This window comes from Pseudomonas sp. S2_H01 (genome assembly GCF_054668305.1).
The window spans coordinates 1,053,835-1,066,870 of record NZ_CP162756.1; the positions used below are offsets into that span (position 1 = coordinate 1,053,835).

9 protein-coding genes are annotated in these 13,036 nt (G+C 61.7%); all 9 read left to right on the plus strand.

All coding sequences use genetic code 11. From position 1 onward, the window contains the following. The first annotated feature begins 86 nt into the window (after window positions 1–86). The gene (locus AB4N84_RS04720; RefSeq protein WP_346829335.1) at window positions 87–1,001 is read left to right on the plus strand and encodes a LysR family transcriptional regulator; all 915 of its coding nucleotides are present in this window, start codon (window positions 87–89) and stop codon (window positions 999–1,001) included. 286 nt (window positions 1,002–1,287) lie between these two features. After that, window positions 1,288–2,766, plus strand: a complete 1,479-nt coding sequence (locus AB4N84_RS04725; RefSeq protein WP_460045403.1) for a gamma-aminobutyraldehyde dehydrogenase — start codon at window positions 1,288–1,290, stop codon at window positions 2,764–2,766. Window positions 2,767–2,889: 123 nt separating this feature from the next. Continuing rightward, window positions 2,890–4,041, plus strand: a complete 1,152-nt coding sequence (ydcS, locus tag AB4N84_RS04730) for a putative ABC transporter substrate-binding protein YdcS (protein ID WP_074752784.1) — start codon at window positions 2,890–2,892, stop codon at window positions 4,039–4,041. A 260-nt stretch (window positions 4,042–4,301) separates the two neighbouring features. Beyond that, entirely contained in the window at window positions 4,302–5,339 is a 1,038-nt protein-coding gene (locus AB4N84_RS04735) for an ABC transporter ATP-binding protein (RefSeq protein WP_460045405.1), read from the plus strand. Between the two features lies 1 nt (window position 5,340). After that, on the plus strand, window positions 5,341–6,291 hold the full coding sequence (locus AB4N84_RS04740) for an ABC transporter permease (protein ID WP_460045406.1): 951 nt from the start codon (window positions 5,341–5,343) through the stop codon (window positions 6,289–6,291). Next, entirely contained in the window at window positions 6,281–7,111 is an 831-nt protein-coding gene (locus tag AB4N84_RS04745) for an ABC transporter permease (protein WP_460045407.1), read from the plus strand. The genes AB4N84_RS04740 and AB4N84_RS04745 overlap by 11 nt, the downstream gene beginning before the upstream one ends. A gap of 227 nt (window positions 7,112–7,338) precedes the next feature. Then, window positions 7,339–8,763, plus strand: coding sequence for a gamma-aminobutyraldehyde dehydrogenase (locus tag AB4N84_RS04750; protein ID WP_460045408.1), 1,425 nt, complete (start codon window positions 7,339–7,341; stop codon window positions 8,761–8,763). Window positions 8,764–9,055: 292 nt separating this feature from the next. Continuing rightward, window positions 9,056–10,534, plus strand: coding sequence for an APC family permease (locus AB4N84_RS04755; protein ID WP_460045409.1), 1,479 nt, complete (start codon window positions 9,056–9,058; stop codon window positions 10,532–10,534). Between the two features lie 350 nt (window positions 10,535–10,884). Then, a complete protein-coding gene (locus AB4N84_RS04760; RefSeq protein WP_460045410.1) occupies window positions 10,885–12,951 on the plus strand; it encodes a hybrid sensor histidine kinase/response regulator in 2,067 nt (688 codons plus the stop codon). The last annotated feature ends 85 nt before the right edge of the window (window positions 12,952–13,036 follow it).

Genomic DNA, 13,036 nt, shown 5'->3' on the forward strand with positions numbered 1-13,036 from the left:
CGCCTCCATAGACGTCGCTGGCGGCCCCTCAGGAAAAACGATATACAGTCGTTCAATTCTAAAAAGCCAAGCGAGCCGGTGCCCTCATGATGACGCTACGCCAGATCCGTCACTTCATTGCGGTCGCGGAAACCGGATCGATCTCGGCGGCCGCCCAAGCGGTGTTCATCTCTCAATCGACGCTGACCCTGGCCATTCAGCAACTGGAAGAAGAGATCGGGGTCAGCCTGTTCAGCCGTCACGCCAAGGGCATGACCCTGACCCACCAAGGCCACCAGTTCCTGCGTCAGGCCCACCTGATTCTTGCCACCGTCGAAAACGCCAAGCGCAGCCTGCAGCAAGGCGCCGATCAGGTGGCCGGGCAGTTGATCATCGGCGTGACGAGCCTGGTCGCCGGTTACTACCTCGCAGACCTGCTGACCCGTTTTCAGCGCGCGTACCCCAACGTGGACATCCGCGTGATGGAGGATGAGCGGCCTTATATCGAACATCTGCTGGTCAGCGGCGAAATCGACGTCGGGGTATTGATTCTGTCGAACCTGGAAGATCGCCACGCACTGCAGACCGAGGTCCTGACTCACTCACCCCACCGCCTGTGGCTGCCGGCGCAACACCCGTTGCTGGAGCACGACAGCATCAACCTGGCCGACGTCGCGCGTGAGCCGCTGATCCAGCTCAACGTCGATGAAATGGGCACCAATGCCCAGCGCGTCTGGTCACGCGCCGGGCTGCAACCCAAGGTCACGCTGCGCACGGCCTCGACCGAGGCGGTCCGCAGCCTGGTGGCCGCCGGCCTGGGCGTGTCGATCCAGCCGGACATGACCTATCGCCCGTGGTCGCTGGAGGGCGACATCATCGAAGCACGCCCGATCGCGGACCTGACCCAGACCCTGGACGTCGGCCTTGCGTGGCGGCGGGGCACTGCGCGTCCCTCGTTGGTCGACCCATTTCTCAGCGTGGCCCGCGAGCAACCGCATCCAGGGCGCAGGCCATCTATTTAATCGAACGCTGCATTCAGTATTTAGAATTTGTCGAGCCCTGGAAGCCGCACTAGGCTCTGAGGCTTGGGAACTGAGTTGTTTCCGGATTTTGCGGAGCGCCGCAGCGCCGGATCTGTGGGAGCGAATTTATTCGCGAGACGCCCGTACAGCCGGTAGAGACAGGTCGCCGTGTGCATCTATCGCGAATACATTCGCTCCCACAGTTATCCAGCGCTGCGCCCGACAACGGCGACACGTTGGCTACGCGCCATAAATAACAAAGCATCGACACAAGGAAGCTCGAACAATGGCTGGCGCAGCAACCCCACACACCACAACCGCTCAACTGTTCACCTCTTTGCTGATCGACGGTGAACTGGTCGCGGGTCAGGGGTTTGTCGAACCGATCCTTAACCCCGCCACCGGCGAGGTATTGACCCACATTGCCGAAGCCAGCACCGAGCAGGTCGAGACTGCCATTCTGGCGGCCAACCGCGCTTTCACCGGCTGGTCGCGCACCACGCCACAACAACGCTCGAATATTCTGTTGAGCATTGCCGATGCCATCGAAAAAAACGCTGACCATCTGGCGCAACTGGAATCGCTGAACTGCGGCAAACCCCTGCACCTTGCGCGTCAAGATGACCTGACCGCCGCTGTCGACGTGTTCCGCTTCTTCGCCGGCGCCGTCCGTTGCCAGACCGGCCAATTGTCCGGCGAATACGTACCGGGCTACACCAGCATGGTCCGCCGCGACCCGATTGGCGTCGTTGCATCGATTGCGCCGTGGAACTACCCGATCATGATGGCTGCCTGGAAGATCGCTCCGGCGCTGGCGGCGGGCAATACGCTGGTGTTCAAACCCTCGGAACACACACCACTGTCCATATTGGCGTTGGCGCCGGTTTTCGCCCGCCTGCTGCCCAACGGTGTGATCAACATTCTCTGCGGCGGCGGTGAAGGGGTCGGCAGTCACCTGGTCAGCCACCCGAAAGTGCGCATGGTCTCGCTGACCGGCGATATCGTCACCGGCCAGAAAATCCTCCAGGCTGCGGCCAAAACCCTGAAACGAACGCACCTCGAACTGGGCGGCAAGGCGCCGGTGATCGTCTGCAACGATGCCGACATTGCGGCGGTCGTCGAGGGTGTGCGCACCTACGGCTATTACAACGCCGGCCAGGACTGCACGGCCGCGTGTCGCATCTACGCTCAGGCCGGTATTCACGACAAATTGGTCGCCGAGCTGGGTGCTGCGGTCAGCAGCCTGCGATTCGCCGGCAAGCGCGATGCCGACAACGAGATCGGCCCGCTGATCAGTGTGCGTCAGCGTGATCGGGTCGCCAGCTTCGTTGAGCGTGCGCTGAGCCAGCCCCATATCGAACGCATCACTGGCGCCGCGGTGCACTCAGGCCCTGGCTTCTTTTATCAGCCGACCTTGCTCGCCGGGTGCAAGCAAGGCGATGAGATCGTCCAGCGAGAAGTGTTCGGCCCGGTGGTAACCGTCACCCGCTTCGACGAATTGTCCCAGGCCGTGGAATGGGCCAACGACTCGGAATACGGCCTGGCCTCGTCGATCTGGACGCAAAACCTCGACAAGGCCATGCAAGTCGCCGCGCGTTTGCAGTACGGCTGCACCTGGATCAACAGCCATTTCATGCTGGTCAGCGAAATGCCCCATGGCGGCCTGAAACGTTCGGGCTACGGGAAAGACCTGTCGAGCGATTCGCTTCAGGACTACAGCGTTGTCAGACACATCATGGCCCGCCACGGCAGCGATCTGCCGTGAACAGCAGATGCCACATCGGCTACAACTAACACCGCTACGCTAATAAGAGCTTGAAACAAGCACGCCGCACCGAGTCACCGTTCAAAACTGCCCCGACCATAATTTGAAAAAGAGGGAACCCCCATGTCAGTGCAAAAGACCGCGCTCCTGAGCGCTGTGATCACCGCGTTGTTCGCCAGCGGCACCTTGCAGGCGGCTGAAACGCTCAAGGCTGTCGGCAACGGCGAAGGCCAGCTGGATATCGTGGCGTGGCCGGGCTACATCGAACGGGGCGAAAGCGACAAGGCCTATGACTGGGTCACCGGCTTCGAACAGGAGACCGGGTGCAAGGTCAACGTCAAGACGGCGGCGACCTCTGACGAGATGGTCAGCCTGATGACCAAGGGCGGTTATGACCTGGTGACGGCATCGGGGGATGCGTCGCTGCGTCTGGTGGCCGGCAAGCGTGTTCAGCCAATCAACACCGACCTGATTCCCAACTGGAAAACCCTCGACCCGCGCCTGAAAGACGGCCCGTGGTACACCGTCAACAAGCAGACTTACGGCACGCCCTACCAATGGGGCCCGAACGTGCTGATGTACAACACCAACGTGTTCAAGACGCCGCCGGTGAGCTGGAGCGTGGTGTTCGAGGCGCAGGACCTGCCGGACGGCAAGCCCAACAAAGGCCGCGTCCAGGCCTATGACGGCCCGATCTACATCGCCGACGCAGCGCTGTATCTGAAAACCGCCAAGCCGGAATTGAAAATCGAAGACCCGTACCAGCTGACCGAAACCCAGTACAAGGCCGTGCTCGACCTGCTGCGCGCCCAGCACCCGTTGGTGCACCGCTACTGGCATGACGCAACCGTGCAGATGAGCGACGTGAAGAACGAAGGCGTCGCGGCCTCCAGCTCCTGGGGCTACATGGTCAACGGCCTGGTCGCCGACAAGCAGCCAGTCGCCTCGACCATCCCGCAGGAAGGCGCGACCGGTTGGGCCGACACCACCATGTTGCACGCCGACGCCAAGCACCCGAACTGCGCCTACAAGTGGATGAACTGGTCGCTGCAACCGAAAGTCCAGGGCGACGTCGCCGCGTGGTTCGGTTCACTGCCGGTGGTGCCTGAAGCGTGCAAGGCCAGCGAGCTATTAGGTGCCGAAGGCTGCGCCACCAACGGCTTCGACCTGTTCGACAAGATCGCCTTCTGGAAAACCCCGCAAGCCGAGGGTGGCAAGTACGTGCCGTACAGCCGCTGGACCCAGGACTACATCGCGATCATGGGCGGGCGATAAGGCAGGGAGGTGTCGGCTGACTCCGGTCTCCGGCACACCGCAAAACCTGTAGGAGCGCGCTGGCCCGCGAATGCGATCTGTCTGTGACATGGAGGGTGCCTGACACACCGCCATCGCGGGCAAGCGCGCTCCTACTTTTGATCGCTCCACGCTCCGCGTGGGAACGATCATCCCAGTGACGGCGTTCTTTCAGATGTCTGCATTTTGATGCACCCGGCGAACCCGCTGCGACGGCGTTCGCGTTCACTTGAGGTTTCACCATGACCCTTGCAGTCCAGTTCACCCACGTTTCCCGTCAGTTCGGCGAAGTGAAAGCCGTTGACCGGGTTTCCATCGACATCAAGGACGGCGAGTTCTTTTCCATGCTGGGCCCGTCGGGCTCGGGCAAAACCACTTGCCTGCGCCTGATCGCAGGCTTTGAACAACCCAGCGCCGGTTCGATCCGCATCCACGGCGAAGAAGCCGCCGGATTGCCGCCCTACCAGCGCGACGTCAACACCGTGTTTCAGGATTACGCGCTGTTCCCCCACATGAACGTGCGCGACAACGTGGCGTATGGCTTGAAGGTTAAAGGCGTCGGCAAAAGCGAGCGCCTGGCGCGTGCCGAAGAGGCCTTGAGCATGGTCGCCCTGGGCGGCTACGGCGATCGCAAGCCTGTGCAACTGTCGGGCGGTCAGCGCCAGCGCGTGGCACTGGCCCGTGCGTTGGTCAATCGGCCTCGTGTTCTGTTGCTCGACGAGCCCCTCGGTGCCCTCGACCTGAAGTTACGCGAGCAGATGCAGAGCGAGCTGAAGAAGCTGCAACGCCAGCTTGGCATCACCTTTATCTTCGTGACCCACGACCAGACCGAAGCGCTGTCGATGTCGGACCGTGTCGCCGTGTTCAACAAGGGCCGCATCGAGCAGGTCGACACCCCGCGCAATCTGTACATGAAACCGGCGACCACGTTCGTCGCCGAATTCGTCGGCACCTCCAACGTGTTGCGCGGCGAACTGGCGCAACAGCTGAGCGGCACACCGAACGCCTTTTCCATTCGCCCGGAACACATCCGCTTTGCAGAAGGCCCGCTGGCGAGTCATGAAATCGAGATCAGCGGCCTGCTGCACGACATTCAATATCAGGGCAGCGCCACGCGCTACGAGCTGAAACTGGACAACGGCCAGACCCTCAGCGTCAGCCAGGCCAATACCCAATGGCTGGACACCAGCGCGCAGCACCAGACCGGTCAGCGTATCTGCGCTCGCTGGGCACGCGAGGCGATGATCCCGCTGGCCGACACCGTTACAGAGGCCCATTGAGATGAGCCAGACACTCGCCCATTCGGCGCCGATGTCAGGGCAAACCCTTCTGCGGCGCTTTTCCAATCTGCTGTACCGACGGCCGAACCTGTACCTGTCGCTGCTGCTGATCCCGCCGCTGCTGTGGTTCGGCGCGATCTACCTCGGCTCGCTGCTGACGCTGTTGTGGCAAGGGTTCTACACCTTCGACGACTTCAGCATGACGGTCACGCCGGACCTGACCCTGACCAACTTCGGCGCGCTGTTCAACCCGGCCAACTTCGACGTGATCCAGCGCACGTTGAGCATGGCGATTGCCGTGTCCATCGCCAGCGCCATCGTCGCGTTCCCCATCGCCTATTACATGGCGCGCTACACCACGGGCAAGACCAAGGCGTTTTTCTACATCGCGGTGATGATGCCGATGTGGGCCAGTTACATCGTCAAGGCCTATGCCTGGACGCTGCTGCTGGCCAAAGGTGGCGTCGCTCAGTGGTTCGTTCAGCACCTGGGCCTTGAGCCGGTGTTACAGGTGATTCTGGGGATTCCCGGTGTCGGCGGAAGCACCTTGTCGACCTCGCACCTAGGGCGCTTCCTGGTGTTCGTCTACATCTGGCTGCCCTTCATGATCCTGCCGATCCAGGCCTCGCTGGAGCGCCTGCCACCGTCGCTGCTGCAAGCCTCGGCCGACCTGGGCGCCAAGCCTCGGCAGACGTTCATGCACGTGATCCTGCCGCTGTCGGTGCCAGGCATCGCTGCGGGCTCGATCTTCACCTTCTCGCTGACCCTGGGTGACTTCATCGTGCCGCAACTGATCGGCCCACCCGGCTACTTCATCGGCAGCATGGTCTACGCCCAGCAAGGCGCCATCGGCAACATGCCCATGGCGGCGGCCTTCACCCTGGTGCCGATCGTGCTGATCGCCATCTACCTGTCCATCGTCAAACGACTGGGGGCTTTCGATGCGCTCTAAACCTTTCGTGAAGCAGGGCGACCAGGCCTCCTGGGGTCTGAAGATCGCGGCGTGGGGCGGGCTGGTGTTTCTGCATTTCCCGATCCTGATCATCTTCCTGTACGCCTTCAACACCGAAGACGCCGCGTTCAGCTTTCCGCCGCAGGGCTTCACCCTGAAGTGGTTCAGCGTGGCGTTCTCACGGCCTGACGTGCTGGAGTCGATCAAGCTGTCGCTGCAGATCGCCTGCGTCGCCACGCTGATTGCCATCGTGCTCGGCACGCTGGCCTCGGCGGCGCTGTATCGACGCGACTTCTTCGGCAAGGACGGCATCTCCCTGATGCTGATCCTGCCGATCGCCCTGCCCGGCATCATCACCGGCCTGGCGTTGCTGTCGGCGTTCAAGACGCTGGGCATCGAGCCGGGGATGTTCACGATCATCGTCGGTCACGCGACCTTCTGTGTGGTGATCGTCTACAACAACGTCATCGCACGTCTGCGCCGCACCTCTCACAGCCTTATCGAAGCCTCGATGGACCTGGGTGCCGACGGCTGGCAGACCTTTCGCTACATCATCATGCCCAACCTCGGCTCGGCGTTGCTGGCCGGCGGCATGCTGGCGTTCGCGCTGTCGTTCGACGAAATCATCGTCACCACTTTCACCGCAGGCCACGAACGCACGCTGCCGATCTGGCTGCTCAACCAACTCAGCCGCCCACGGGATGTGCCCGTGACCAATGTGGTCGCGATGCTGGTGATGATCGTGACCATGCTGCCGATTTTCGGCGCCTATTACCTCACCCGAGGCGGGGAAAGCGTGGCCGGAAGTGGCGGGAAATAACCAAAGTGAGGCCGCGTGGCAGATCCCGCTCCCGGCCTGGAATACATACAACTGTAGGAGCGTGGCTTGTGTCTGGGCCGCATTCGGACGATCGGCCGGGAACCGGTCGTAAAACCTGCTAATGCGGTGTGTCAGCAAAACCGCGGCGCGTGATTTTGCGACTGCTGCGCAGCCGATCGCGGGACAAGCCACGCTCCTACATAGACTGAGTCATTCAGGAGAAAACAATGCAAACCAAACTGCTGATCAATGGCCAACTGGTCGCCGGCGACGGTCCCGCCCAGCCGGTGTTCAACCCTGCGTTGGGCCGGGTGCTGGTGGAAATCAACGAGGCCACCGAAGGTCAGGTCGACACCGCCGTGCGCGCCGCCGATGCCGCGTTTGAAAGCTGGTCGCAGACCGCGCCCAAAGACCGCTCGCTGCTGCTGTTGAAACTGGCCGACGCCATCGATGAAAACGCCGAGGAACTGGCGAAGCTGGAATCGGACAACTGTGGCAAGCCGTACCACGCCGCGTTGAACGATGAGCTTCCGGCCATCGCCGATGTGTTCCGCTTTTTCGCCGGTGCCAGCCGCTGCATGAGCGGCTCGGCCGCCGGTGAATACCTGCCCGGTCACACCTCGATGATTCGCCGCGACCCGGTCGGCGTGATCGCGTCCATCGCCCCGTGGAACTACCCGCTGATGATGGTCGCCTGGAAAATCGCGCCAGCGCTGGCCGCCGGCAACACTGTCGTGCTCAAACCGTCCGAACAAACACCGTTGACCGCGCTGCGTCTGGTGGAACTGGCCAACGATATTTTCCCGGCCGGTGTACTGAACCTAGTCTTCGGTCGCGGCCAGACCGTGGGCAACCCGCTGGTGACCCATCCGAAGGTGCGCATGGTGTCGCTGACCGGGTCCATCGCCACCGGCTCGCACATCATTTCCAGCACCGCCGACAGCGTCAAACGCATGCACATGGAGCTGGGCGGCAAGGCGCCCGTGATCATTTTTGACGACGCCGACATCGATGCTGCGGTGGAAGGCATTCGCACGTTCGGCTTCTACAACGCCGGGCAAGACTGCACCGCCGCGTGCCGTATCTACGCGCAGAAAGGCATCTACGAGCAGTTCGTGCAGAAGCTCGGCGAAGCGGTCAGCAGCATCAAAGTGGGTCAGCAGGACGACCCGGAAACCGAGTTGGGGCCATTGATCACCGCGCAGCATCGCGACCGGGTGACGGGCTTTGTGGAGCGTGCGGTCGCGCAGTCGCACATCCGCCTGATCACCGGTGGCAAGGCCATCGAAGGCAACGGTTTCTTCTTCCAGCCGACGGTCATCGCCGACGCCCAGCAGGACGATGAAATCGTACGCCGTGAAGTGTTCGGCCCTGTGGTTTCCGTGACTCGGTTTGACGACGAGGCGCAGGTACTGGGTTGGGCCAACGATTCGGATTACGGCCTGGCGTCGTCGGTCTGGACACAGGATGTAGGCCGTGCCCATCGCCTGTCTGCCCGCCTGCAATACGGCTGCACCTGGGTGAACACGCACTTCATGCTGGTCAGCGAAATGCCGCACGGCGGGCAGAAGCTGTCCGGCTATGGCAAGGACATGTCCATGTACGGGCTGGAGGATTACACCACCGTGCGGCATGTGATGTTCAAGCACTGACGCAGAACCACCGTAGGAGCGCGCTTGCCCGCGAAAGCTTTGCGTCAGTCAACGCATGATCGTTCCCACGTTCCACGTGGGCATGCAGCCGGTGACGCTCTGCGTCACACAAGGGACGCAGAGCGTCCAGGGAGGCGTTACCCCTCGGAGCGTGGGAACGATCAAGAGCTTTGCACTCAAGAACGCTTTAACCGCAACTGCTTTTAAAACAATAACCACCGACCGGGTTGTGCCCAAGTGCACCGCCACGGCCTCGGCCATCCGAAATCTGCCGATTTCCTGGAGAAACACGATGAGCAGCATCCCCGTTCCACCGGCCGCCGACAGCGATGCCGAACAACTGAGAAAGTTGGGCTACACCTCCAACTTCAATCGCAGCATGAGCCTGTGGGAAAACTTTGCGCTGGGCTTCACTTACCTCTCGCCCGTGGTGGGCGTGTACACGCTGTTCGGCCTGTGTCTCGCGGCGGGCGGACCACCGATGTTCTGGGCCTATCTGCTGGTGGGAATCGGCCAGATGCTGGTGTGCCTGGTGTTCGGCGAAGTGGTTTCGCAGTTCCCGATTTCCGGTGGTGTCTATCCATGGGCGCGCCGCCTGGTCGGCAAACGCTGGGCGTGGATGGTCGGCTGGGTCTACGCCATCGCCCTGTGCGTAACCATCGCCGCCGTAGCGGTCGGTGCCGGTCCTTATCTGGCCGCGATGCTGGGTTTTGAACCGAGCGCCAACACCAACATCGTCATCGCGCTGGTGCTGACGCTGTTCGCCACCGTCGTCAACCTCAGCGGCACCAAGGTGCTGTCACGCATCGCGATGTTCGGCTTCCTCTGCGAACTGATCGGCGCCGTGCTGGTGGGCGGGTATCTGCTGATCTTCGAGCGTCATCAGCCGCTGAGCGTGTTCTTCAACACCTTCGACATCCGCATAGACGGCTCTTACCTGCCGGCGTTCCTCACCGCATCGCTGGCCGGGATGTTCCTGTACTACGGTTTCGAAGCCTGCGGTGACGTGGCCGAAGAGACACCGAACCCAAGCAAGCAGATTCCCCGTGCCATGCGCATGACCATCTGGATCGGTGGCGCCGCTGCGATGTTCGCGTGCCTGGCACTGATCCTCGCCGTGCCGGACATGAACGCCGTGATCAATGGCACCGACAAGGACCCGGTCACCACCATCCTGAGCATGGCCTTCGGCGTCACCGGCTCGAAAGTGGTGATGGGCATCGTCATGGTGTCGTTCATCTCCTGCGTCATCAGCCTGCAAGCCGCCGCCAGCCGGTTGCTCTACGCCTATGCGCGGGACGAAATGATCGTCGGCAGCGACCTGCTCAAACGCATCTCACCCACTACGCAAGTCCCGGTCGCCGCGCTGTTCGTTTCCGGCGTGGTGCCCGCCATCATCATCTGCCTGGGCTTTGTCCTGCAGGACGCCGTCGCCACCATCGTCAGCTTCGCGGCCATCGGCATCTACCTGGCCTTCCAGATGATCGTACTTGCCGCCCTGTTCGCACGGATGCGTGGGTGGATTCCAAGCGGCCAGTTCAGCCTCGGTAAATGGGGCTGGCCGGTGAACCTCGGCGCGCTGATCTACGGCGTGCTCGCCATCATCAACATGGCCTGGCCACGCACACCGGACGCGGCCTGGTACATCAACTACTCTATGGTTCTGACGACTGTGATCGTCATCGGCCTGGGCCTGGTGTACATGTGGATCGGCAAACCGTATGACCACGGGACTGCACCTGCGGGTGATGCGTGGAAGCGCAACCCATGAACGCGTGGTACCTGACCTGACAGAGCCGCCGTAGCAGTACGACAACCGACGGTGGAGGTTTTGAAATCGCCGCCGTCGACAGGTCGAACAGCCGCTCCCCGGACTCAAAACACGTTCAATCGCGCCTCTCAGAGAAATGATTAGAATTTGATATCACTACGCAACCCCTGCGCTTCCCAATGGTCAACAGATCAGACGCTGCTCTGGATCGGTCGAGGCTTTTTTGCTATTCGTATGAGTAACAAAAAGTCCTCAATACGTTCCTTTCACCCTTCAACTGGATATGAAAGGTGGGGATTTTCTCCGTCCGGCTCCGTACACTGATTTCCCCCTGACTGGAGCTTGCCTCGTTGACCAGATACCCGCGCTTCCCCGCAGGCGACAGTGAAGCGGGTCGTGCCCTGACGGCAATCGACTGGAGCACGACGACGTTGGGCCCGATGCAAGCCTGGCCTGCCGCGTTGAAGATCCACTTGAACCTGATCCTCAATTCACCGGAGTCGATGTATCTGCTCTGGGGCCCCGATCTGCTGTTTTTCCACAATGACGCCTACGCACCGATTCTCGGGCCACGCCTCAACCAGGCAATGGGCGCACGCGTGGACGAGCTGTGGTCGGACGTGTGGAGTCAGGTCAAGCCTTATGCGGAGGACGCCCTGCGCGGCATTCCCTACGAATGTGAAGATCTGCCATTGACGATGGCCCGCTACGGTGAGACCGAGCACACGTGGTGGTCATTTACGTTTTCGCCGCTGATCGACGAAAACAACGAGGTGGTCGGGCTGTTGTGCGTCACTAACGAAACCACCCGTCGCGTGCTCGATCAGCGGGCGCTGAAGGCCAGCGAGCAAAGCCGTCTCGACCTGATTGCCGACCTGGAGCGCAAGGTGATCGAACGCGCCCATCAACGCGGCCTCACGTGGCAAGTCAGCCCGGACCTGTTGTCAGTGATGACGTCGCAGGGGCATTTCGAAACCACAAACCCTGCCTGGCGACAGACCCTCGGCTGGTCTGAGGATGAACTGTCCGGATTCACGTTCATTGATCTCCTCCATCCCGACGACGTTGCGCGAAGCCAGGTAGCACTCAACACGCTGTCGAGCAACCACCCGGTGCTCAATCTGGAAATCCGCTACCGCCACAAAGATGGCCGCTATCGCTGGCTGTCCTGGGTCGCGGTGCCAGAAAGCGGCAAGCTGTATTGCAGCGCCAGGGACATCACCACCGAAAAACAACAGGCCCAGGCACTGCGCACCGCCGAAGAAGCCCTGCGCCAGTCACACAAAATGGACGCCGTGGGGCAACTCACTGGCGGCTTGGCCCACGACTTCAACAACTTGCTGATGGGGGTCAGCGGCAACCTGGAGCTGCTGAAGAACCGTGTCGCCAAAGGCCGCACCGAGCATCTGGATCGCTACATCGACGCGGCGCTTGAGGGATCGCGTCGGGCAGCGGCGTTGACCCACCGCTTGCTGGCCTTTTCGCGTCGGCAAACCCTTGATCCGAAACTCACTGACGTCGATCACCTGGTCGACGGCATGGCCGAGTTGATTCGCCGTACGGTTGGGCCGTCCATTGCCATGGATGTGCTCGCAACCCGGGGGTTGTGGTCGACTTTGGTGGACCCTCCTCAGTTGGAAAACGCGCTGCTCAACCTGTGCCTCAACGCCCGCGATGCGATGCCCGATGGCGGGCAATTGTTGATCGAAACCAGCAACAGGCATCTTGATGCGGACGAAGCACGAGCCCTTGATCTGTCTGCCGGTGACTACGTGGCACTGTGCGTCAGCGACAACGGCAGCGGCATGACCGATGAAGTCCTCAAGCGTGCGTTCGACCCGTTCTTCACGACCAAGCCCATCGGTATGGGCACCGGTCTTGGCCTGTCGATGATTTACGGTTTTGCGCGACAGTCCGGTGGCGGCGTCCACATCGACTCCACGCCAGGACGAGGCACGCGCGTGTGCATTTATGTGCCGGCGTGCAACGAGTCAGCCCCCATCGCCAACGATCCACCGGATCACCGGGAGTTGCCCGATCGCACAGCGGGCGGCGAAACGGTGTTGGTGGTCGATGACGAACCTGCCGTACGGGCACTCGTGGCCGAGGCCCTGACGGATCAGGGTTATCGCGTACTGGAGGCTGACCGCGGCGCCGTGGCGCTGGACATCCTGCGAACACGGCAGACGATTGATTTGCTGGTTTCAGACGTCGGATTACCCGGCGGCATGAACGGCCGACAACTGGCCGATGCCGCGCGCTCGCTGCGACCCGGCCTGAAAGTCCTGTTTGTCACCGGCTACGCGGAAAACGCCGCACTGGGCAACGGTCAACTGGAGCCCGGCATGCATGTGCTGACCAAACCGTTTTCGATTCCCTCTCTGAGTGAGCGGGTGAAGGGACTGCTGGAAGAATAAGGCCCGGCCTTGGCTGACGGATGAAGCCCGTGGAAGCCGGCTGGCCGACTCCCACGCCTCGGGAACAAGCAGGTGCCTGGACGTT

What these genes read in the sequence shown, in the direction of transcription:
- ydcS (WP_074752784.1), top strand. Translation starts at nt 2,890, where the DNA reads ATGTCAGTGCAAAAGACCGCGCTCCTGAGCGCTGTGATCACCGCGTTG.
- AB4N84_RS04745 (WP_460045407.1), top strand. Translation starts at nt 6,281, where the DNA reads ATGCGCTCTAAACCTTTCGTGAAGCAGGGCGACCAGGCCTCCTGGGGT.
- AB4N84_RS04740 (WP_460045406.1), top strand. Translation starts at nt 5,341, where the DNA reads ATGAGCCAGACACTCGCCCATTCGGCGCCGATGTCAGGGCAAACCCTT.
- AB4N84_RS04755 (WP_460045409.1), top strand. Translation starts at nt 9,056, where the DNA reads ATGAGCAGCATCCCCGTTCCACCGGCCGCCGACAGCGATGCCGAACAA.
- AB4N84_RS04735 (WP_460045405.1), top strand. Translation starts at nt 4,302, where the DNA reads ATGACCCTTGCAGTCCAGTTCACCCACGTTTCCCGTCAGTTCGGCGAA.
- AB4N84_RS04725 (WP_460045403.1), top strand. Translation starts at nt 1,288, where the DNA reads ATGGCTGGCGCAGCAACCCCACACACCACAACCGCTCAACTGTTCACC.
- AB4N84_RS04750 (WP_460045408.1), top strand. Translation starts at nt 7,339, where the DNA reads ATGCAAACCAAACTGCTGATCAATGGCCAACTGGTCGCCGGCGACGGT.
- AB4N84_RS04720 (WP_346829335.1), top strand. Translation starts at nt 87, where the DNA reads ATGATGACGCTACGCCAGATCCGTCACTTCATTGCGGTCGCGGAAACC.